This window comes from Sulfitobacter sp. 1A15106, from assembly GCF_043556995.1.
Classification (GTDB): domain Bacteria; phylum Pseudomonadota; class Alphaproteobacteria; order Rhodobacterales; family Rhodobacteraceae; genus Sulfitobacter; species Sulfitobacter faviae.
Genome location: NZ_JBIFFM010000003.1, coordinates 329,041 through 348,999, shown reverse-complemented (window position 1 = coordinate 348,999; position 19,959 = coordinate 329,041). Strand labels below are relative to the sequence as shown.

General features: G+C 63.3%; 21 protein-coding genes. 9 read left to right on the top strand and 12 right to left on the bottom strand.

Annotated elements, in window-relative coordinates:
• Window positions 1-48: 48 nt before the first annotated feature.
• Together ACGYKA_RS06645 and regB are read right to left on the bottom strand one after the other, a co-directional pair.
• Window positions 49-1,575 carry a PAS-domain containing protein gene (locus ACGYKA_RS06645; protein ID WP_394408050.1) on the bottom strand — a complete coding sequence of 509 codons (1,527 nt, stop codon included), beginning with the start codon at window positions 1,573-1,575 and terminating at the stop codon, window positions 49-51.
• A gap of 85 nt (window positions 1,576-1,660) precedes the next feature.
• On the bottom strand, window positions 1,661-3,052 hold the full coding sequence (gene regB / locus ACGYKA_RS06640; RefSeq protein ID WP_394438290.1) for a sensor histidine kinase RegB: 1,392 nt from the start codon (window positions 3,050-3,052) through the stop codon (window positions 1,661-1,663).
• 99 nt (window positions 3,053-3,151) lie between these two features.
• Here regB and ACGYKA_RS06635 point away from each other — a divergent pair, with 99 nt between their 5' ends.
• On the top strand, window positions 3,152-3,766 hold the full coding sequence (locus tag ACGYKA_RS06635; protein WP_394408053.1) for an SCO family protein: 615 nt from the start codon (window positions 3,152-3,154) through the stop codon (window positions 3,764-3,766).
• A 46-nt stretch (window positions 3,767-3,812) separates the two neighbouring features.
• Window positions 3,813-4,367 carry an ActR/PrrA/RegA family redox response regulator transcription factor gene (locus tag ACGYKA_RS06630; RefSeq protein WP_067268317.1) on the top strand — a complete coding sequence of 185 codons (555 nt, stop codon included), beginning with the start codon at window positions 3,813-3,815 and terminating at the stop codon, window positions 4,365-4,367.
• Here the strand turns inward: ACGYKA_RS06630 and ACGYKA_RS06625 are convergent.
• Entirely contained in the window at window positions 4,364-4,843 is a 480-nt protein-coding gene (locus tag ACGYKA_RS06625) for a GNAT family N-acetyltransferase (RefSeq protein ID WP_394408056.1), read from the bottom strand. The genes ACGYKA_RS06630 and ACGYKA_RS06625 overlap by 4 nt on opposite strands.
• Window positions 4,840-5,436 (bottom strand): HD family hydrolase, encoded by a 597-nt coding sequence (locus tag ACGYKA_RS06620; RefSeq protein WP_271688654.1) that lies wholly within the window; start codon window positions 5,434-5,436, stop codon window positions 4,840-4,842. The genes ACGYKA_RS06625 and ACGYKA_RS06620 overlap by 4 nt, the downstream gene beginning before the upstream one ends.
• A gap of 75 nt (window positions 5,437-5,511) precedes the next feature.
• On the opposite strand from ACGYKA_RS06620, the gene ACGYKA_RS06615 reads away from it, so the two are divergent.
• The 4 genes from ACGYKA_RS06615 to ACGYKA_RS06600 all read left to right on the top strand — a co-directional run bounded on the left by ACGYKA_RS06615 (window position 5,512) and on the right by ACGYKA_RS06600 (window position 8,922).
• Window positions 5,512-5,814 carry an S-adenosyl-L-homocysteine hydrolase gene (locus ACGYKA_RS06615; RefSeq protein ID WP_394408059.1) on the top strand — a complete coding sequence of 101 codons (303 nt, stop codon included), beginning with the start codon at window positions 5,512-5,514 and terminating at the stop codon, window positions 5,812-5,814.
• Window positions 5,815-5,898: 84 nt separating this feature from the next.
• Window positions 5,899-7,290, top strand: coding sequence for an adenosylhomocysteinase (gene ahcY, locus ACGYKA_RS06610; protein WP_394438285.1), 1,392 nt, complete (start codon window positions 5,899-5,901; stop codon window positions 7,288-7,290).
• Between the two features lie 206 nt (window positions 7,291-7,496).
• The gene (locus ACGYKA_RS06605) at window positions 7,497-8,408 is read left to right on the top strand and encodes a PRC-barrel domain-containing protein (RefSeq protein ID WP_394408062.1); all 912 of its coding nucleotides are present in this window, start codon (window positions 7,497-7,499) and stop codon (window positions 8,406-8,408) included.
• A gap of 172 nt (window positions 8,409-8,580) precedes the next feature.
• Window positions 8,581-8,922, top strand: a complete 342-nt coding sequence (locus tag ACGYKA_RS06600) for a DUF2853 family protein (RefSeq protein WP_394408065.1) — start codon at window positions 8,581-8,583, stop codon at window positions 8,920-8,922.
• Between the two features lie 277 nt (window positions 8,923-9,199).
• Here ACGYKA_RS06600 and ACGYKA_RS06595 read toward each other — a convergent pair whose 3' ends face one another.
• Genes ACGYKA_RS06595 through tsaD form a run of 4 tightly spaced genes read right to left on the bottom strand, consistent with a single transcriptional unit; the run spans window position 9,200 to window position 11,946 of the window.
• A complete protein-coding gene (locus ACGYKA_RS06595; RefSeq protein ID WP_394408067.1) occupies window positions 9,200-9,619 on the bottom strand; it encodes an EVE domain-containing protein in 420 nt (139 codons plus the stop codon).
• Window positions 9,619-9,891 (bottom strand): YciI family protein, encoded by a 273-nt coding sequence (locus ACGYKA_RS06590; RefSeq protein WP_271688659.1) that lies wholly within the window; start codon window positions 9,889-9,891, stop codon window positions 9,619-9,621. The genes ACGYKA_RS06595 and ACGYKA_RS06590 overlap by 1 nt, the downstream gene beginning before the upstream one ends.
• Window position 9,892: 1 nt before the next feature.
• Window positions 9,893-10,846: an NAD(P)H-dependent glycerol-3-phosphate dehydrogenase gene (locus ACGYKA_RS06585; RefSeq protein ID WP_394408070.1), complete on the bottom strand. Its 954-nt coding sequence runs from the start codon at window positions 10,844-10,846 to the stop codon at window positions 9,893-9,895.
• Complete coding sequence (gene tsaD, locus ACGYKA_RS06580; RefSeq protein ID WP_394408073.1) at window positions 10,843-11,946, bottom strand: tRNA (adenosine(37)-N6)-threonylcarbamoyltransferase complex transferase subunit TsaD; 1,104 nt, start codon at window positions 11,944-11,946, stop codon at window positions 10,843-10,845. The genes ACGYKA_RS06585 and tsaD overlap by 4 nt, the downstream gene beginning before the upstream one ends.
• A gap of 75 nt (window positions 11,947-12,021) precedes the next feature.
• On the opposite strand from tsaD, the gene ACGYKA_RS06575 reads away from it, so the two are divergent.
• From ACGYKA_RS06575 to ACGYKA_RS06565, 3 genes are all read left to right on the top strand, one after another.
• Window positions 12,022-12,720: a uroporphyrinogen-III synthase gene (locus ACGYKA_RS06575; RefSeq protein WP_394408076.1), complete on the top strand. Its 699-nt coding sequence runs from the start codon at window positions 12,022-12,024 to the stop codon at window positions 12,718-12,720.
• 71 nt (window positions 12,721-12,791) lie between these two features.
• Window positions 12,792-14,372: a hypothetical protein gene (locus ACGYKA_RS06570; RefSeq protein ID WP_394408079.1), complete on the top strand. Its 1,581-nt coding sequence runs from the start codon at window positions 12,792-12,794 to the stop codon at window positions 14,370-14,372.
• Between the two features lie 10 nt (window positions 14,373-14,382).
• Window positions 14,383-15,888: a heme biosynthesis protein HemY gene (locus ACGYKA_RS06565; RefSeq protein ID WP_067268285.1), complete on the top strand. Its 1,506-nt coding sequence runs from the start codon at window positions 14,383-14,385 to the stop codon at window positions 15,886-15,888.
• On the opposite strand, the gene ACGYKA_RS06560 is transcribed toward ACGYKA_RS06565, so the two are convergent.
• From ACGYKA_RS06560 to nadA, 4 genes are read right to left on the bottom strand one after another with little or no spacing between them, the layout of a single operon-like run.
• On the bottom strand, window positions 15,878-16,327 hold the full coding sequence (locus ACGYKA_RS06560; protein WP_067268284.1) for a GNAT family N-acetyltransferase: 450 nt from the start codon (window positions 16,325-16,327) through the stop codon (window positions 15,878-15,880). The genes ACGYKA_RS06565 and ACGYKA_RS06560 overlap by 11 nt on opposite strands.
• Window positions 16,328-16,371: 44 nt before the next feature.
• Window positions 16,372-17,214 carry a carboxylating nicotinate-nucleotide diphosphorylase gene (gene nadC / locus ACGYKA_RS06555; protein ID WP_394438277.1) on the bottom strand — a complete coding sequence of 281 codons (843 nt, stop codon included), beginning with the start codon at window positions 17,212-17,214 and terminating at the stop codon, window positions 16,372-16,374.
• A gap of 2 nt (window positions 17,215-17,216) precedes the next feature.
• Complete coding sequence (locus ACGYKA_RS06550; RefSeq protein WP_394408085.1) at window positions 17,217-18,773, bottom strand: L-aspartate oxidase; 1,557 nt, start codon at window positions 18,771-18,773, stop codon at window positions 17,217-17,219.
• 11 nt (window positions 18,774-18,784) lie between these two features.
• Window positions 18,785-19,837, bottom strand: a complete 1,053-nt coding sequence (gene nadA / locus ACGYKA_RS06545; protein ID WP_394408088.1) for a quinolinate synthase NadA — start codon at window positions 19,835-19,837, stop codon at window positions 18,785-18,787.
• Between the last annotated feature and the right edge of the window lie 122 nt (window positions 19,838-19,959).

The window sequence follows — 19,959 nt, the reverse complement described above, 5'->3', positions numbered from 1 at the left end:
CTTAGCGTCCCGACGCGCAGCCGCAAGATTAAAGCGGCTGGGAGCGACCTAGTTGGAGGGTTGCCGCCGGTCGCCCGCCGAAGGAGCGTTGGAAGGCTCCGACCGGCCCGCGCCGACGGGGATCGGGCGAAAGCGTATTAGCGTGGCACCCGATGCGATGGCAGAGACCTCGCAAGAAAGCGGCGCGCCTTGATGCGGGTAGATGGGCATGTTCCAGCCCGCGCGGTCGCCCCTGCCCATGACGAATTCCACAACATCGGGCCAGAGCGGATTGGCCGCTGACATTTCCTGCCAGACCCGGATCGCATCGTCGATGGTGATTTCGGCAAAGCTTTTGTCCGGGTCTTGTTTCCACCGGGCGCGATAGGCGGCGTTGCAAAAGGTCAACACGCCGGAGGCAGAGAAGACGGCGAAACCATCTTCAAGCGTGTCGAGCAGGCTTTGGCTTTGTTCAAGTTCGGCCCGGAAATTGCGGGTTAGGGTCACCTCGGCGGTGATGTCTTCGATCAGGAAAGCGGTGGCGCCATCGGGGTGGGGCCGGCCCCGGATGCTGTAGGTCTGACCGTTCTCCAGCGACCAAGTCTCTTGGTAGCGGCCATCGGTTGCGGCGGCGATAACCTCGGCGATTTCGTGACGCCAATTCTTGTAATTCTTCGGCTCTGGCATGCGGCGGCTTTCGCGCAATTGGTCAAAGAAAGAGACCATCGTAGGCCGGGCGCTGAGAAATGGGGCAGGCAGATCGGTCAGGTCGACCAGCGCGGGGTTGAACAGGGCCAATTGCCCGTTGCGGTCAAAGATCGCGAGCCCGATGGATAAATGCGCAAAGGTCTTGGCAAGGGTTTGGACAAAGTTGCGCTGCGCCTCTTCGGCGGCGACAACGGCATTGATGCAGGTGGCGTGGTAGACCTGCACATTATCCTCGGTCGTGGTGGTCAGCGCGTACCAATCCGGCTTTTCCCCATCGCTACGGCGCAGGCAGACGCGGTTTGGGTGGTCGGGCGAGGGGGTGCTGAACAGGGCAGCGCCGCCACAGTCCGGGTCAGGTTGGGCCTTGCGCTTCAGGGCCCCATAGGCCCGGTTGTGCCAGATGATACGCCCGGCCGCGTCGGTCTGCCACGCGGGGTTCGGGCTGGTTTCGCTGGCCCGGCGCAGGGCGGCGAATTTCTGAAACGTCTCTTCCGTGATCTCTTCGGTCGCGCGGGTCTGGGGCAGGTGCAGCCAGCAGAGCGCGTCGCGCCATGTGATGCGCAGCTCCGACGGGCTGTCGCCATCCTCTGCCCTGAGGGTCAACTTGCCGGTGGCCCCATGCCGGGGCGTGCGGGGGAATTCGGGAAACCGCGACAGCAGCGCATCGCGGATATCCTCCCACTGGTGGTAGCCGGGTGCGAGGGCAAAGCGGGTCAGCGCGTCGTCGGAGCCATGGACCAGCTGACCCTCTTCGAACAGCAGGCTCATGTCGTCGATGCCGGGGGGTGCCGCCGCCGGTCGCCCCGCAGCCGAGCCGAGCCACCAAAGAGCCGCCAGCGCGGTGACGGAGGCGGCGGCAAGCACGATGATGACATCCGGCAATGCCATGACGGAGACCCCTTTCGGCAAATGCGACGCCCTATTTTGAGCGCCAAAGGTTAACCGTGGGTTAACAAAAGCGCCGATCCCGCCCTCAGGCTGTCAGACGCTGGTTCTCGCCCATCACGCTGTCATCGGGGCCAAGGTCCAACAGGCGGCGTGGCCAGACGACTTCGACCACAGCACCGCTGCCAGCGGGGGGCAGCCCGCGCAGCCAACCGCTGTCGGACCCATTGGCAAAGCGCAACCGCGCGCCCGAGCGTTCGAGGAAGGTCTTGGCGATGAACAGCCCCAGCCCCATGCCCTCATATTCGGGCCGCGCCGTCTCGTTCGATGCACCTCCTCGGCGGCGCAAAAACGGGTCGCCGATGCGGCCCAGATGCTGCGGCGGGAAGCCCGGCCCGTTGTCGATGATCCGCACCGAGATATCCTCGGCGGACCATTCGGTTTCGATCCAAACCGTGGTTTCGGCAAAATCCACGGCGTTCTGCACCAGATTGCGCAGCCCGTGGATGATTTCGGGCTTGCGCGGGATCGTCGGGGCGCGGGCCGGGTCTCGGGCCATCGGATTGTCGGAAAACATCACCGTCTTGCCGCGCTCCAGATGCGGCTCGGCGGCCTCTTTCACCACGGCGGTCAGCTGCGCGCGCTGCATGTGCAGATCGTCTTTCCCGATGCGGCCCATGTCGCGTAGGATATCCCGGCAGCGGTCGGCCTGATCGCGGATCAGCGCGGCGTCTTCGGCCAGATCGGGGCGGTCTTCCAGATCGCCCAGCAGTTCAGTGCTGGCCAGTTTGATCGTGGCAAGCGGCGTTCCCAATTCATGCGCGGCGGCGGCAACGACGCCGCTGAGGTCCGAGAGTTTCTGCTCCCGTGCCAGTACCATTTGCGTGGCCGAGAGCGCGTCGGCCATGGAGTGGATCTCGGTCGTGACGCGCCGGGAATAGGCACTGGTAAAGACGATGGCGATCAGCAGTGCCGCCCAATGGCCAAAGACGAAGATGCCGGGCTGGCGCAGCACATCGCCCGATTGCGTCACCAACGGCAGATGCCACAGTGCCAGTACCGAGGCCGCGATAATCGCGGTGCCGCCCAGAACCAGTGTCGAGCGCAGGCTGAGCGCGGTGGCCGAGATCGTCACCGGGGCCAGCAGCAGCAGCGCAAAGGGATTGTGTAGCCCGCCGGTCAGCGCCAAAAGCGCGGTCAGTTGCAGCAGGTCGAATAGCACCATGGCGAGGTTCTCACGCTCCGACAGGCGTTTGTTCTGCGGAAAGACGAAGGCCGCGACGAGGTTGCCCACCACCGAGGCCCCGATCGTCAGGTAACACAGGCCAAAGGCCAGCTGCAGCCCAAGCGCCCATTGCGCCACGGTGACGGCGGTCAACTGTCCGGCGATGGCGAACCAGCGCAGCAGGATCATCGTGCGCAGGCGGATCCAACTGGCGCGGGTGCGCCCATCAAGGGGCCGGATATTTGCCTGCGTCATCTTAGCCCCATCACTTTATTGCGTCTTGCATCACCTGCCATCTAGCGTAGGTCTGCTGCGAAACACGATCAAGACCGGCCAGTACGGCGGAGGACTGACATGAAACGAATGATTGCATTTGGCGCGGCTGGGGTTGCGGCGGTATTTCTGGCCGGGACGGCTTTCATGGTGCTGCGGGGCGAGGACGATCCCTATGCCACCTGCCGGTCAAGCCAAGTGGCGGGCGGCGATATCGGCGGGCCGTTTGAACTGGTCAACAGTGCGGGCGAAACCGTGACCGATGCCGATGTCATCAAAGAGCCGGCCTTGCTTTATTTCGGCTATACCTCCTGCCCCGATGTCTGCCCGCTGGACGTGGACCGCAACGCGGCGGCGACCGAAATTCTGGATGAGCGCGGCCAGAGCATCACGCCGGTCTTCATCACCGTTGACCCTGCGCGCGACACGCCAGAAGTGGTCGGTGATTTTGCCGAGGTGATGCATCCGCGCATGGTCGGGCTGACCGGCTCGCCCGAGCAAATCAAAGCCGCCAGCCAAGCGTATCGCACCTATTACAAGGTGCACCCCGAAGATGAGAATGGCGAATACCTCGTCGATCACTCGACCTTCAGCTATCTGGTTATGCCCGAAGAAGGCGTTGTCGACTTTTTCCGCCGCGAAGTACGCCCCGAAGAGATGGCCGACAGCATCGGTTGTTTTCTAGATCAACGCTGAAATTGACCCGCCGCCTTGGCCGCCCCATATTAGCCTTTGAGAGGGGATGTTGATGCAGGATATTTCTGACTTAGGCGCGGACCGCAGCTTGCTTTTGGTCGATGACGATGAGCCGTTTCTGCGCCGTTTGGCCAAGGCGATGGAGAAACGCGGCTTTGAGGTGGAAACCGCAGGGTCCGTCGCGGCGGGCAAAGCCATCGCCACCGCGCGCCCCCCGGCCTTTGCCGTGGTCGATCTGCGGCTTCAGGATGGCAATGGGCTCGACGTGGTCGAAGTGCTGCGCGACAAACGCGCCGATGCGCGGGTCGTCGTGCTGACGGGCTATGGTGCGATTGCCACGGCAGTGGCAGCGGTGAAATCCGGGGCTACGGATTACCTGTCGAAACCCGCCGACGCCAATGACATTGTGAATGCGCTTTTGGCCACTGGAGGGGACCTGCCCGAACCACCGGAAAACCCGATGAGCGCGGACCGCGTACGGTGGGAGCATATCCAAAGGGTCTATGAGCTTTGTGACCGCAACGTCTCGGAAACTGCGCGGCGGTTGAACATGCACCGGCGGACCTTGCAGCGCATCTTGGCAAAACGCTCGCCGCGCTAAAGCTCGAACCGTTTCCAGATTTTATCAACGCGGGTGCCATCCGCCAATGTGCAGTTTGGCAGCCGTCTGGAATCCTCGAAGCCGCGGCTTTGGTAATAGGCCAGCCCGCCCTGATTGTCGGCGCGTATGATGGCGTGGATATGGGCATAGCCTAGGTCACGCGCGGCCTCTTTGGTCTGTTCGAACAGGGCCGAGCCGATGCCGAACCCCGTCTCTCCCAACCGTACGAAAGTTGCGACGTCCACACCGCCTTCGGGCAGGTCGGGGTGGGGTTCGATGTATTGAAAGCCTTTGATCTCACCGCGCCCGTCTTCCGCCAGATGCCACGCGCTGTCGGGCGCGGCCATCCAGCCTTGCAACTCACGCGGGCTGACGGGGCTGACCATGGCGGTGGTGCCGCCCTCGGCGATGATCGCATTCAGCAAATCGGCCAGGGCGCGGGTATCAAGCGCCCCGGCGCGGCGGATGTGGATCACGCCATTTCGCGCAGCAGCGCCTCGTGGCGTTCAGTGAACTCGGCCCGTACCTCGACCGGCGGGCGCAGCAGGATGTTCAGCCCTTCCATCAGCGCGGCATCAGGGCGGCCAAAGAAACGGGTCGCCTCGGCCTCGGAAAAGCCTGCGATCTGACTGGCCTCCATCCAAGCGCTGATGCGGTCGGCCTTTTTGATCTGCTGCTTGACCCGCACCGGCAGGCTGGCGGGAAGGCCAAAGCGGACATGCACCGCCGTGGTCAACCGCTCATCCAAGGCACGATAATCCGGCCCGACCGCGGCCTTCACGGGCGAGATCATGTCGCCGATCACATATTCCGGCGCATCATGCAGCAACGCGGCGAGGCGCCATTTCGCAGGCGCACGGGGGGCGATGCGGGCGAAAATCGTTTCCACCAGCAGCGAATGTTCGGCCACCGAATAAGCATAGTCGCCCCGTGTCTGCCCGTTCCAGCGTGCGACAAAGGCCAGACCATGGGCGATGTCTTCGATCTCGACATCGACTGGCGTGGGGTCGAGCAGGTCAAGCCGCCGACCTGACAGCATCCTTTGCCATGCGCGTGGTTTCTGCGCCATTCGCGGGGGTCCTTACCTCGTGAGCCTTGGGAACAAATCCCTGTCAAACCTGTTCATCCCACGAAGGAGATGATCATGAAACCCGTTTTTTCCGGTACGATAGTTGCAGTTACCTTGGCCACCCTCGCCGGTGCTGCACAGGCAGAAGAAGTCTGCATGCCCGCCAAGGAAATGAAATCTGCCCTGATCGATTGGTACGGTGAAGAGCCGGTGCCGGGTCAGCGTGAGGACAACAACCAGCTTTGGGCATCGGATCAGTCGGGGACATGGACCTTGGTCAAGACTTTGGCCGATGGCAATGCCTGCGTGCTGGCCCAAGGCGATGATTGGATGGCGGGCCGGTCGGGCGATAAGCAACTGGCCGCTCTTCTGGAGTGATCCGGCGCGGCCTTCCCCCATTCACGTTGAGAATTCGCGGCGAAGGTGCTAACCGCCCTGCAACACTTCAAACAGGAGCGCCGCATGGCCCACGACTATATTGTTAAGGATATCAATCTGGCGGCCTACGGGCGTAAAGAGCTGGACATCGCCGAGACCGAAATGCCGGGCCTGATGGCGCTGGGCGATGAATACGGTGACAGCAAGCCGCTGAAAGGCGCCCGGATCGTCGGCTCTTTGCACATGACCATCCAGACCGCCGTTCTGATCGAAACGCTGGTCGCCCTTGGCGCGGATGTGCGTTGGGCATCTTGCAACATCTTCTCGACCCAAGACCACGCGGCGGCGGCCATCGCCGAAGCGGGCGTGCCGGTCTTCGCTATCAAAGGCCAGTCGTTGGTCGAGCATTGGGATTACCTGGATAAATCCTTCATGTTCCCCGAAGGCCCGAACCTGATCCTCGACGACGGCGGCGATGCGACGCTCTATATCCTTCTCGGTGCGCGGGTGGAAAATGGCGAAGACGAGCTGATCGCCGTGCCGAAATCCGAAGAAGAAGAGGCGATCTTCGCCCAGATCAAAAAGCGGATGGCCGAAAGCCCCGGCTGGTTCACCAAGATGCGCGACCAGATAAAAGGTGTGTCTGAAGAGACCACGACGGGCGTGCACCGTCTCTATGATCTCGTGAAACAGGGCCAGCTGCCCTTCCCCGCGATCAATGTGAACGACTCTGTCACCAAGTCGAAGTTCGACAACAAATACGGCTGTAAAGAGAGTCTCGTCGACGGTATCCGCCGGGCCACCGATACGATGATGGCGGGCAAGGTCGCCGTTGTCATGGGCTATGGCGACGTGGGCAAAGGCTCCGCCGCGTCTCTGCGGGGTGCGGGTGCCCGCGTGAAGGTCACCGAAGTCGACCCGATCTGCGCGCTGCAAGCCGCGATGGACGGTTTTGAGGTCGTGCTGCTGGAAGACGTGGTTGGCACCGCCGATATCTTTATCACCACCACCGGCAACAAGGACGTGATCCGCATCGAGCATATGCGCGAGATGAAGGACATGGCGATCGTCGGCAACATCGGCCACTTTGACAATGAAATCCAAGTCGCCGCGTTGAAAAACCACAAGTGGACCAACATCAAAGAGCAGGTGGACATGATCGAGATGCCGAATGGCAATCGTCTGATCTTGCTTTCTGAAGGCCGTCTGCTGAACCTTGGCAACGCCACCGGGCACCCGTCTTTCGTCATGTCCGCGTCCTTCACCAACCAAGTGCTGGCGCAGATCGAACTGTGGGAAAACACCGACAAATACGAGAATGATGTCTACATCCTGCCCAAGCATCTGGATGAAAAAGTTGCCCGTCTGCACCTCGACCGGATCGGCGTGAAACTGTCGAAGCTGAACCCGGAGCAGGCTGCCTATATCGGCGTGACGCCCGAAGGGCCGTTCAAGCCCGAGCATTACCGCTACTAACCTGCGAAGAGTTCCCTCTTTCATCACGTTTCAGCGCCGTCCCGGAGATCACCGGGGCGGCGTTTTTTTATCAAGCAACTGCGATATATAGGAAAATCAGATCAATCGGCGGATTCAAGCACATATCTGCCAGCGGCGGAGGGGGGGCGGAACATAGTCAATCGGGCGGTGTTTTATCCCCAGACCATTCAAAAGGAGTATCGAAGATGAAACGTACATTCCTGAAGTCCACCGTCGCCGCCCTCGCTCTGACTGCGGGCACTGCATTCGCTCAGACCGCCGACACCGAAGCCGGTGCCGCCGCGGAAGCCGAGACCACCATCTCGGGCGAGAGCGTCACCAACACGGCCAACGATCTGACCGCCACTGTTGAGCAGCAGGCCGAGCGCACGGCTGAGATGTCGCGCGAAAATTCCGACGACTACGAGGGGACCAACGACCCCAACACCACCGATGAAATCCTGACCGCTCCGACACAGGGCGCAGAGTTCGAAGGTGATACCGAAGTCGACAACGAAGCGGAACTGACCGCCGAGACCGATGGCGTGACGCCGACAACCGATGCCGAAGCGGATCTGGCCGGAAACGCCGATTCAGAGTCGAATTCGACCCTGAGCACCGACACCAGCGGCACCGTCACCACCGAGACTGACACCGATCTGGCCGCCGACGAAGATGCCGATTTCGACAATGAAACCACAGCCGAGATCGAAGGCGAAGCCGAAACCGATCTGGATGAGAATGTCGCTTCCAACACCGAAGCGGACATGGAAACAGACGTGACACGCACCGACACCGGCATGAGCAACGCATTCTCCGGCATGGTCGTAGGTGATCTGGTCGGCCTGACCGTGGTCGAAGCCGATGGCGACAGCATTGGTGATGTCGACTATGTCATCAAGACCGACGATGGCTATGCCGCCGTTGTTGGCGTGGGCGGCTTCCTCGGCCTTGGCGAACACACCGTCGCCGTACCGCTTGAGGAAATCTCTATGGCAGCCGAGAACGATCTGAAGCTGAGCTCCTGGACCAAAGCCGAACTGGAAGCCCAGCCGGAAGTCGATGAAGGCAACATCGAAGGGCTGGAAGACGACGTCCGCCTTGACGACGCCTCCTAAGCGACAGCCGATATCCTGACTGAGAGGCGCCCAATTCGGGCGCCTCTTTTTCTAGCGGCTCCGGGGTCAGCCCACCGCCCCCGAAATAAATCTTTTGCAATACAGGGATATGGCCTTAGGCTCCGGTCTCAGGAACCCCTGACGGGCCGAAGACACTATTGGGAGAGATTTTATGGGCAAGCGTGACGAGTGGATCGCCAAATACGCCGAAGACCTGAAGAACAAATGCGGCATGGAGGCGGATATGGACCTTTTGACCAAGGTGACCATCGGCTGCGGACCGTCGATCTATAACGCCGACGCGCAGACGGTATCTTCCAGCGATACGGCTGAGTTGAACACCGTAAAGGACAACTTTCTGATTAAGAAACTCGGCCTGCCGGATGATGAGCATCTTATGGGCGGCATTCAAAAGGTGGTCGAGACCTATGGCCGTTCTGAGCGGAACAAGTACCGCGCGGTGGTCTATTACATGCTGGTCAAACACTTTGGCAAAGAGTCCGTCTACGCCTGAAGGGCGGTGGGAAACCCTACCAAAACCTTACCTCAGACGCGCGCTTGGTTAAGCGCGCGTTTCGTTTTTGCGCGGGCTTTGACAAAGACGAAAGTTGAGTAAATCACCGGTTTCTGCTATCTCTCTTATATCGGCCAGAGCGGCTATCTCTCTTATATCGGCCAGAGCGGCTGGTAAGAGTTACGAACATGTGTGGTGGTTATGGGAGCACATGGGGTGAGAAGGGTTCTGGCGGGGTGCCGGAACCCTTTTTCGTTTTCCGATTGCCGCGCCGGTATTAGGGCGCGGTCTTGCCCAGGGCGCAGATAAGCTGCCATTCCGCTTCGGTCACGGGCTGCACGGATAGGCGCGAATTCTTCACCAGAACCATGTCCTCCAGCCTTGGGTCCGCTTTGATCGTATCCAAATTGACCGGCTGGTTGAACGACCGCACCGCTTTGATGTCCACACATTCCCAACGTGGGTCATCGGTGCTGCTGTCGGGGTAAGCCTCGGCGCAGACTTCGACGATGCCGACAATCTCACGATCTTTCTGCGAGTGGTAAAAGAACCCGAGGTCGCCAACCTTCATCTCACGCATGAAATTGCGCGCTTGATAGTTGCGCACGCCGTCCCATTCCTCGCCCGCGTCGCCCTTGGCCTTCTGATCGGCCCAGCTCCAAGTTGCGGGTTCGGATTTGAACAACCAATAGGCCATCAGCCGATCACCCGGTTCCAATGGGTCAGGGTCACGCTTTGGAACAAGCCGGCCTTGGCATAGGGGTCATTCGCGGCCCAATCCTCGGCCGCGGCCATATCAGGCACGTCCAGAATAATGAGCGAACCGATCATACCGCCTTCAGCATCCAAAAGCGGGCCAGCCTGCGCCACGGCATCGCTGGATTTCAGATAGGCCAGATGGTCGGGCCGGTTTTCCTGACGGATCGGCAGGCCATCGGCTTTGTCATGGGCGATCAGGGCAACAAGCATATCATTCTTCCTTTAGGGGGCGTGTCAGCAAAGATTTCATGGCACCAGCCACATCTAACTGGTTGTCGAGCAATCCGGCAACCGCGCGGGTGATCGGCATATCGAGCGCCGCTTCGCGGGCCAGCGCATCGACGGCGCGGGCGGTCGCGGCCCCTTCGACTGTGGTCGACGGGTCAAAGGGGGTGCCTTGGCCCAGCGATTGTCCCAAACGGTAGTTGCGCGATTGCTCGGAGGTGCAGGTCAGCGTGAGATCACCAAAGCCCGAAAGCCCGGCCAGCGTTGTCGGCTCAGCCTTCAGATGGGCGGCAAGGCGTTGCATTTCGGCATAGCCGCGGGTCATCAGCGCGGCGCGGGCGCTTTCGCCCAATCCGGCCCCTATCGCGGCCCCGCTGGCGATGGCGACGACATTTTTCAGCGCCCCGCCCAATTCCGCGCCGGTGGTATCCGTGGTGCGGTAAAGCCGCAGGTTCGCCGTGGTCAGTTCCGCTTGCAGCTGTTCGCCCGCCGCAGGGTCTGCACAGGCCAAGGTGAGCGCGGTGGGCAGGCCCCGTGCGATATCGGCGGCAAAGCTCGGTCCCGTCAGGATCGCGGCGGTGGCTTGGGGAATGGTCTCTTCGATCACGCTGACCGGCCCCACGCCGCTGCTGAGTTCGATGCCTTTGCAGCAGGCGACCAAATGTTTCCCGTGAAGCGCTGCGCGATGTTCCTCCAACACGCTGCGCAGCTTTTGCATCGGCACGGCCAGCAAAAGGGTCTCACCCGCAGCCGCTTGGTCAAGGCTTTCGGTCACGCTGAGCCTATCGGGGAAAGGGCAGCCGGGCAGGCGTTTGGCGTTCTCGCGCCGCGCGGCCATATCCCCCGCGTCACGCGCCCAGAGTGTTACCGGCCCTTTGCCCGCAAGCGAAATGGCCAGCGCCGTGCCGAATGCCCCCGCGCCGAGGACGGAAACGCTCATGCCTTGGCCCCCTTCTTGCCGCTGCCCAACATCGACGGGCGCGCGGTATCCAGCGGCCAGCGGGGCCGCGCGGCGAGGGTCAGGTCATCGGCATCCCGCAGGGCGGCCTGCTCTCCCGCCGCGAAGGCGATCATCGCGGCATTATCGGTGCAAAGCGCCAAGGGCGGCGCGACGAAGGCGGCCTCTTGCGCTGCCGCAACAGTCTCTAACGCGGCGCGGATGGACTTGTTTGCCGCCACGCCCCCCGCCACGCAAAGGCTCCGCGCGCCTGTCGCGGGATACTCCGCAAAGGCGCGGCGCGTTTTATGGGCCAGCACATCGACCACGGCGGCTTGGAACCCTGCCGCGAGGTCCGCTTGATCCTGTCGCGTCAGCCCGCCACGCTCTGCCACGCATTTGTCGCGCGCGCGCAGCACGGCGGTTTTCAGGCCCGAGAAGGACATGTCGCAGCCCTCGCGATCCAGCAGGGGGCGCGGCAGGGCAAAGCGTTTCGCATCGCCCTTTTGGGCGCATTTTTCGATCGACGGTCCGCCTGGCTGGGGCAGGCCCAACAGCCGCGCGACCTTGTCAAAGGCCTCCCCCGGGGCATCGTCGATGGTACCGCCGAGACGGTCGAAACTTTCCGGCCCGCGCACCAGCAGAAACTGACAATGCCCGCCCGAGACCAGAAGCATCAGATAAGGATAGGGCACATCATTGGTCAGCCGCGGGGTCAGCGCGTGACCTGCCAAATGGTTCACCCCGTAAAGCGGTTTGCCCATCGCCGCCGAGAGCCCCTTGGCGCACATCACGCCCGACACCACGCCGCCGATCAGCCCCGGCCCGGCGGTCACCGCGATGGCGTCGATCAGCGGCAGGCCGATCCCGGCTTCGGCCAAGGCATCCTCGACACAGTGGTCCAATTTCTCGGCATGGGCGCGGGCGGCGATTTCAGGAACAACGCCGCCAAAGTCGGCGTGCAGCTCGGTCTGGCCCGCCACGACCGAGGCCAGCACCTTGCCGCGCCCGTCCTCCTCCATGCGTACCACGGCGGCGGCGGTATCGTCGCAACTGCTTTCCAAACCAAGGATCAAGCGGGTCTGAGACTGGGTAGAGGGCATGGGGGCTTTCCGTTGCAAGGCACCTGTACCGCAGGTAACACCGCTCTCACGCGCAAACAATGCCGGAGCCTTGCGATGCCGCAGCCAAGATTGCTTCTGACACGTCCCCAGCCCGGTGCCGCGCAGTTTCTGGATCGGCTTTCGTCTGCGCTGCGCGACGGGGCCGTGATCTCTCCGCTGATCGAGATTACCGCGACGGGTGAGCCTGTCGATCTTTCGCCCTATGCCGGGGTGATCTTTACCTCGGCCAATGCCGTGGCCCATGCGCCGCCGGGGGAGGGGCGGCCTGCCTATTGCGTCGGCCCGCAGACCACGGCGGCGGCGGGCAAAGCGGGCTGGCAGGCGCAGATGGTCGGGCTGGATGCCGAGGCGCTGATCGCGACCTTGGCGGAACGCCCTCGGATCGGCCCGCTCTTGCACCTTGCCGGGCGGCACCGGCGGGCAGATATTGCCGGAATTTTAAGCGCCGCAGGTCTGAAAGTGGAAAGCGCCACGGTCTATGACCAGACCCTTCTGCCGCTCTCTACCGCCGCGCAGACCCTTCTAGAGGGCCCTAACCCTGTCATCGTGCCGTTGTTTTCCCCGCGCAGCGCACAGCATTTCGCCCGCGAAGCAAGCTCGACGGAACGGGTCATCGCCCTGTCGATCAGCCGCGCCGCCGCTCAGGCGCTTGAAGCTCTGCCGCTCTATGCGCATGATGTCGCCGCAGAACCCACCGGCGAGGCCATGGCAGAGGCCGTTGAAAAACTATTCCGCTGCACCACCTTGCCTTGAGGGGCATAGGTATGCCGGGTAAGCTCGCCATTGCGAGTGAATGACAGGTTCAGAATCGAAAGGCGTGAGGCGTGGCAAAACCCAAGAAGACGGTCAGCAAAAGCGAAGCGGACAAGACCACAGCCGATCAGACGCCTCCCGCGGCGGATAAGGCGACCATGGCAGAGAAGGCCGAGGCCGCGAAACCCAGCCAGACCGTTGGTAAGGGGGCGGAGCCAGTTAAACCCGACACGCCGAAAACCGAGGATGTGAAGCCCGACGCGGCGAAAACCGAAACGGGCAAGGCCGACCCGTTGAAGACATCCAGCACCACGCCCACAACGGATAAAGCAACGGCAACGCCCGCCGCTGGGGCCAAGCCGGACGACAAAGCCCCGGCCAAGCCCGAAACTGCAACACCCGTTAAAGACAAGCCCGAGAGCGCCACACCGGCGAAAGAGACGAAGCCCCAGACGGCCTCGCCCAAGGACGACCCCAAGACAAGCGCCACCAGCGCTGCACCCAAGGACACACCGGCTGCCAAAGACAAACCGGCCGCTGATCCCGCGCCCTCACGCGCCTCGGCGGCTGCGTCTAAGCCGAGCGGTAGCTCATCCAAACCCGCGCCGGAAAAGGCTGAAAAGCCAAGCCCTGCCACGTCCAAACCGATGTCCCCACCCGCCTCGACCCCGGCGCCTGAGCCTGCCCCGAAAGAGCGCAAGCGCAGCGTGTTCTTCCCCATGCTGCTTGGCGGTGCCATCGCTGCGGGCCTCGGCTTTGCCGCATCGGAGTATGACGTCTTGGGCACCCGGGCACAAAGCGCGGCAGAATTGCAGAGCGCGATGGAAGCGCAGCAGGCCCGCATCGCGGAACTGGAAGCCCGCGTTGAAGAGCCTGCCACCCTTCCGGAAAGCCTGCCGCAGGTCGACGCGCTGCGCGAGGAACTGACCGGCAGCCGCGAGGCCCTCTCGGCGCTGCAAAGCCAATTGGCCGAGATCGACAGCCGCCTCACCACGGTTGAAAAGCAACCCGCCACCGGCGGTGACAACCAAGTCGCGGTCGCGGCCTTTGAGCGTGAGATGGAAGCCCTGCGCGCCTCCGTCGCCGAACAGCGCAGCGAGATCGAGAGCCTGCTGGAAAACGCCCAGACCGCCGAAGAGGCTACTGCCGCCGCGGCGGAAGCGGCCCGTGCCCAGACTGCGATGACCCAGATGAACGCCGCGATCAGCGCCGGCCGCCCCTTCGAAGCGCCGCTGGCCGAATTGCGGCAGGCCGGGGTCGAGGACATACCCGAAACCCTGCGTGAAAGCGCCTCGGGCGGTGTTGTCACCCTCGCCAATCTCCAAGCGCGCTATCCCGATGCCGCGCGTGAAGCGCTGGCCACCGCCCGTGCCGCCGTGCCGGAAGAGGGCGAAGGCGGCTTTGGCAATTTCCTGAAACGTCAACTCGGTGCTCGCTCGGTCGCGCCGCGCGAAGGGACGGATGCCGATGCAGTCCTTTCTCGCGCCGAAGCGGCGGTGCGCGATGGCCGTTTGACCGATGCGCTGGCCGAGATCGACACGCTGCCAGCCCCCGCGCAGGATGCGATGGCGGAATGGCTCGCCGATGCCCGCGGGCGTCAGGCGGCTGAAACCGCCGCCAATGAACTCTCCCAACGCCTGACGGCCAACTGAGGAACGAAAAATGCTCTGGTCTCTTATTAAAATCGTTCTTTTTGTCGTGCTGGTCGCCGCTCTGGCTTGGGGTGCAGGCTTCCTGTTGGAAAGCGAAGGTGGCATTCAGCTGACCGTGGCGGGCACGGAATATACCCTTGGACCGTTGCAATCGGTGATCGCCGTTTTGCTGTTGATGCTTGCGGTTTGGGTGCTGCTCAAGATCGTGTCGCTGCTCTCGGCGGTCTGGCATTTCTTGAATGGCGATGAGACGGCGCTGTCGCGCTACTTTGACCGCAACCGTGAGCGTAAGGGCTATGAAGCACTGTCGGACGGGTTGATGGCGCTGGCCAGCGGCGAGGGTCAGGTCGCGATGGCCAAGGCGGCCAAGGCCGACCGCTATCTCAAACGCCCGGCGCTGACCAATCTGCTGACCGCGCAGGCGGCGGAGTTGGCGGGGGACCGTCGCAAGGCCGAACGGACCTATCGCAAGCTGGTCGAAGACGAAAAGACCCGTTTCGTCGGCGTGCGCGGTATCATGAAGCAGAAGCTGGCTGACGGAGATACCGAAACGGCGCTGAAACTGGCCGAGAAAGCCTTCGCGCTGAAGCCGAAACACGAGGAAACCGGCGACACGCTCCTGAAGTTGCAGGCCGAGAAACATGATTGGACCGGTGCGCGTGGCACTCTGCAGGCCAAGTATAAAAACGGCCATCTGCCGCGCGATGTGCACAAACGCCGCGACGCGGTTCTGGCGCTCTCCGAGGCGCGCGAGGTCATCGACGAGGGCAATAGTGTCGAAGCCCGCGAGGCCGCGATCGAAGCCAACCGCCTGTCGCCCGATCTGGTGCCCGCCGCCGTGATGGCCGCGCGCAGCTATATCGCGCAGGACAAGCCCCGCAATGCTTCCAAAGTGCTGCAAAAAGCGTGGAGCGTGCAGCCGCACCCCGATCTTGCCGCCGCCTTTGCCGAGATTCAGCCGGATGAGACACCGCCCCAGCGGATCAAACGGTTCCGCGCGCTGACCAAATCTCAGCCCGACCATCCCGAGACCAAGATGCTGCTGGCCGAACTGCACATCGCCAACGAAGACTTCCCCGAAGCGCGCCGGGCGCTTGGCAATCTGGTTGAGACCGATCCCTCGGCCCGGTCCGTCACCCTGATGGCGGCGATCGAGCGGGGCGAGGGCGCGCCGGACACCGTGGTCAAAGGCTGGCTGACACGCGCGCTGAACGTCTCACGGGGGCCGCAGTGGATTTGCGAGAACTGCCACCACATCCATGCCGAATGGGTGCCGATCTGCGAGAACTGCAAGAGCTTCGACACGCTGGAATGGAAGACGCCGCCGCTGTCGGAGGTGGCCATGCCGAGCGGTGTTCAGATGCTGCCGCTGATCGTGGGCGCGCCGGAAACGACCCCAACGGAGGGGGCGTTGACCACGCGGACGGAGGATATCGAAGATGCGGAACTGGTGACCGAACCGGAAAAGCCGACCGATCCCGAGACGCCCAAGAAAGCGCCGGACCCTACAGCTTAATGTCGTAGGTGACCCAGTTGGTCCGGGTGGCCAGCCTGTCATAAACACCACGGCCGCGGTAGTTATCCTCGGCCGTGATCCAGCGGACGAGGCTCCAGCCGCGCTTTTGGGCGATCTTCTTCACCTCTCCGATCAGCGCATCGGCAGCCCCGCTTCCACGGGCTTCGGGGGCCACGAAAAGATCGTCGAGGAAACAGCCCGTCGCCGCAGCGAGCGGGCGGGCGAAATGCCGAAAATGGGTCAGGCCGATCACCCGTCCTTCGGCATCTTCACAGACCAGCCCTTCGACCTCGGTCAGCGGATCATGCAGCCAAGACCAGACCCGCGCGCGCATCTCCGGCGTCTGCTCGACTTTATAGAATTCGGCATAGCCTTGATAAAGCCGCTCCCAATCGGCGCGGTCATGGTCTCTCACGGTTCGGATGGTAAGGTCGGACATGGCGGGCTCCCTTCGCTGGCTGCGCGATCTTTGCCCCAGTTGGTTCAGAAATCCAGCCCAAGGTCCAGCGTTGTCGCAGAATGTGTCAGCGCGCCCATAGAGATATAGTGCACCCCCGTTGCCGCGACCTCGGCCAAGCGCGGCAGGGTCATGTTGCCCGAAGCCTCCAGCACGATGCGCCCCTGTGCCATTTCGACCGCCTGCGCGAGCGTCGGCGTGTCCATATTATCCAACAGCACCACATCCGCGCCGCCTTCGTCCAAGACCTCTTGAAGTTGCGCCAGCGTGTCGACCTCGATCTCGACGCGGATCATATGCGAAGCATTGGCCTTGACCGCCTGCAAAACGGGCCGGATGCCCCCGGCGGCGATGTGGTTGTCCTTGATCAGGATCGCGTCGGAGAGGGAGAAGCGGTGGTTGAACCCGCCGCCATGCAGCACTGCCTGTTTCTCGACCATGCGCAGCCCCGGCGTTGTCTTGCGGGTGCAGGTGATGCGGGTCTCGGTGCCCTTGGTCTCGGCCACGCAGGCCGCCGTCAGGGTAGCGATGCCCGAGAGCCGCCCGGCAAAGTTCAAGGCCACACGTTCCGCCGAGAGGATCGCGGATGCGGACCCTTCGATCTCCATCAGCGTGTCACCTTTGGCGATCCTGCTGCCGTCTTCTTTCAGCGTGCGCACCTCAAGCGTGGGGTCGACAAGGTGGAAGGCCAGCCGCGCGATCTGCATGCCAGAGATGACCCCCTCGGCGCGGGCGCGCAGCCGGGCGGTATAGGTCGTGCCCTCGGGGATCACGCTCCGGGTCGTGACGTCACCATAGGTGCCGAGGTCTTCCAGCAAAGCGGCACGGACCAACGGCTCAAGGATCAGGTCGGGCAGGGCGGTGGTCATCTTCAGGCGTCCTCGGGGTTGGTACGGCGGGCGGTGGCCTCGGCCAATGTCATGAAGCTGCGGGCGGCTTCGGGGAGCGTTTCGGGATAGTCCGTGCGGCAATGCGCGCCCCGGCTTTCGCGGCGGGCGAGGGCGGCGGCGGCGATCAGCGTTGCGGTGGCGGTCATGTTTTGCAACTGGGCGCAATCGGGTTGCGCCGCTTCGATCTCGGCGATGGCCGTCAAGGCGCGGTGCAAGCCCGCCGCATCCCGCAGCACGCCGACCTCTGCGGTCATGGTTTGGCGCAGGCGGGTGACGAGGGTCTCGTTCGGTGTCTCGCCAGCAGACAATTCCGGCAGCTGTACGGCGTCATCGTCACCCGCCTCGCATTCCTCAAGCATGTCCTGCGCCGCGCGGCGGGCAAAGACCAGCGCTTCGAGCAGCCCGTTGGATGCCAGACGGTTCGCGCCGTGCAGCCCGGTCGAAGACGCCTCTCCGCAGACCCAGAGCCCGGCGAGGCTTGAGCGGCCATGCGCATCCGTCGCGACACCGCCCATATGGTAATGCGCCGCGGCGGCGACGGGGATGGGCTGGGTCACCGGGTCGATGCCATTGCGCGCGCAGGCGGCTGCGACGGCGGGGTAGTCGGTCAGCACCGCCGCGCCCAAGGCCGCGCGGGTGTCCAGCATGGGGCGCAGCCCCGTCTGGGTCTGGGCAAAGATCGCATGGGCCACAACATCGCGCGGGGCAAGCTCGGCAAGGGGGTGAACCGCCTCCATAAAACGCGCGCCTTCGTGGTTGATCAGATGCGCCCCGGCCCCGCGCAGCGCTTCGGTCGCCAAGGGCGCGGGGTCTTCGCCGCAGTCGATGGCGGTCGGGTGGAATTGTACGAACTCAGCATCGGCAATGAGCGCGCCCGCCCGGGCGGCCATGCCGATCACCTGCCCGCGAATGCGGGCCGGGTTGGTGGTCAGCGCATAAAGCCCGCCAGAGCCGCCGCCCGCCAGCAAGACCCCCGCGCCGCGCAGCATCACGGGGGCGGAGCCTTCGGGCCGGGCCAGTTCGACCTCGACCCCGGTGACCTTGGTGCCGTCACTTTCCAAACCGCGGGCTAGCACCCCTTCGAGCACTTGGATCGAGGGTGTTTCGCGCACCTTTTCGATCAGGGCGCGCATGATCTCGGCCCCCGCTTGATCGCCTTGCACGCGCACGACGCGGGCAAAGCTATGTGCGGCCTCGCGCGACATGACATAGCCGCCATCGGCGCTGCGGTCGAAGGCGGTGCCGAAATCCGTCAGGGCGAGGATATGGGCCCGGGCCTCATCCGTTACGGTGGCGGCGACGCGCGGCTCGACCGTGCCCGCCCCCGCTTTGATGGTGTCGAGCGCATGGGCCTCGGGGCTGTCGGCCTGCGCCATCGCGGCGGCCACGCCGCCCTGCGCCCAAGCAGAACTGGCCCCAGACCCCAAAGGATCGGGCGAGATCAGCAAAACCGGGCGCGGCGAAAGACAAAGAGCGGCATAGAGCGCGCCCAGACCGGCCCCAACGATGATGATCCTGCCGGTTGTGATCTGCTCCACGCGCGCGCCCTTCAGAGGCCGAGTTCGCGGGAGAGGTCGATCATCCGTTGCACGGCCACCCGCGCCTTGCTGGCAACCTCGGCCTCTACCTCGACGGCGCCGGACATCGTGTGCAGCGACCAGAGCACCTTTTCCAGCGTGATCTTCTTCATGTAGGGGCACATGTTGCAGGGACCGACGAAATCGACCTCGGGCAATTCATCGGCGATGTTCGAAGCCATGGAGCATTCGGTGACCAACATCGCCTTGGCGGGTTTATCGCGGTGCACATAGTCGAGGATCCCGCTGGTCGAGCCGGAGAAATCCGCCTCCGCCACCACGTCGGGCGGGCATTCCGGATGCGCGATGATGCGGGTGTCGGGGTTCCACTCGCGGTAGTCGGCGATATCTTTTGCGGTGTAGCGTTCGTGCACGATGCAGGCGCCGTCCCACCAGACGATGCGCTTTTGCGGCACCTGTTTGGCGATGTTCTGGGCAAGGTATTTGTCCGGCGTCATGATGATCGTCTCTGCCTCAAGCGCAGCCACGATCTGCGCCGCGTTCGACGAGGTGCAGCAGATGTCCGACGCCGCCTTCACCTCGGCCGTGGTGTTGACGTAAGTGACAACCGGCGCGCCGGGATATTGCGCGCGCATCTGCGCCACGCCCTCGGCGGTGATGCTTTCGGCCAGCGAGCAACCCGCTTCCATGTCGGGGATCAGCACGGTTTTCGCGGGGTTCAAGATTTTCGAGGTCTCGGCCATGAAATGCACGCCGCATTGCACGATGACATCGGCCTCAACCTCGGTCGCCTTGATGGCGAGTTGCAGGCTGTCGCCGACGAAATCCGCGATGCCATGGTAGATGTCGGGCGTCATGTAATTATGCGCGAGGATGACCGCGTTGCGCTCTTTCTTGAGCTTGTTGATCGCGGCGACATAGGGCGCGTGGATGGCCCAGTCGGGGGGCGAGATCACGCGGTCCATCCGGGCGTAGATATCGGCCATTTCAGCCGCCAGCGCTGGCGATGGCGCGAGGTCATAATGGCGCTCAAGTTCGCTGGGCGAAAAGATTTCATCACGCATGGTCGGTCCCCCTCCGGCCTTGGCGCGTGTCACGGCACCGCGCTGGACACCACACCCGGCGTGCTGGCCATAGACGACTGGCGGGGTTTGGGCAAGCCAATACCCTTTATGACAAGGCGTTG

Bases quoted from the DNA above. Each gene is read 5' to 3' on its own strand.
- ACGYKA_RS06645 (WP_394408050.1), bottom strand. From the start codon at position 1,575: ATGGCATTGCCGGATGTCATCATCGTGCTTGCCGCCGCCTCCGTCACC.
- regB (WP_394438290.1), bottom strand. From the start codon at position 3,052: ATGACGCAGGCAAATATCCGGCCCCTTGATGGGCGCACCCGCGCCAGT.
- ACGYKA_RS06635 (WP_394408053.1), top strand. From the start codon at position 3,152: ATGAAACGAATGATTGCATTTGGCGCGGCTGGGGTTGCGGCGGTATTT.
- ACGYKA_RS06630 (WP_067268317.1), top strand. From the start codon at position 3,813: ATGTTGATGCAGGATATTTCTGACTTAGGCGCGGACCGCAGCTTGCTT.
- ACGYKA_RS06620 (WP_271688654.1), bottom strand. From the start codon at position 5,436: ATGGCGCAGAAACCACGCGCATGGCAAAGGATGCTGTCAGGTCGGCGG.
- ACGYKA_RS06615 (WP_394408059.1), top strand. From the start codon at position 5,512: ATGAAACCCGTTTTTTCCGGTACGATAGTTGCAGTTACCTTGGCCACC.
- ahcY (WP_394438285.1), top strand. From the start codon at position 5,899: ATGGCCCACGACTATATTGTTAAGGATATCAATCTGGCGGCCTACGGG.
- ACGYKA_RS06605 (WP_394408062.1), top strand. From the start codon at position 7,497: ATGAAACGTACATTCCTGAAGTCCACCGTCGCCGCCCTCGCTCTGACT.
- ACGYKA_RS06600 (WP_394408065.1), top strand. From the start codon at position 8,581: ATGGGCAAGCGTGACGAGTGGATCGCCAAATACGCCGAAGACCTGAAG.
- ACGYKA_RS06595 (WP_394408067.1), bottom strand. From the start codon at position 9,619: ATGGCCTATTGGTTGTTCAAATCCGAACCCGCAACTTGGAGCTGGGCC.
- ACGYKA_RS06590 (WP_271688659.1), bottom strand. From the start codon at position 9,891: ATGCTTGTTGCCCTGATCGCCCATGACAAAGCCGATGGCCTGCCGATC.
- ACGYKA_RS06585 (WP_394408070.1), bottom strand. From the start codon at position 10,846: ATGAGCGTTTCCGTCCTCGGCGCGGGGGCATTCGGCACGGCGCTGGCC.
- tsaD (WP_394408073.1), bottom strand. From the start codon at position 11,946: ATGCCCTCTACCCAGTCTCAGACCCGCTTGATCCTTGGTTTGGAAAGC.
- ACGYKA_RS06575 (WP_394408076.1), top strand. From the start codon at position 12,022: ATGCCGCAGCCAAGATTGCTTCTGACACGTCCCCAGCCCGGTGCCGCG.
- ACGYKA_RS06565 (WP_067268285.1), top strand. From the start codon at position 14,383: ATGCTCTGGTCTCTTATTAAAATCGTTCTTTTTGTCGTGCTGGTCGCC.
- ACGYKA_RS06560 (WP_067268284.1), bottom strand. From the start codon at position 16,327: ATGTCCGACCTTACCATCCGAACCGTGAGAGACCATGACCGCGCCGAT.
- nadC (WP_394438277.1), bottom strand. From the start codon at position 17,214: ATGACCACCGCCCTGCCCGACCTGATCCTTGAGCCGTTGGTCCGTGCC.
- nadA (WP_394408088.1), bottom strand. From the start codon at position 19,837: ATGCGTGATGAAATCTTTTCGCCCAGCGAACTTGAGCGCCATTATGAC.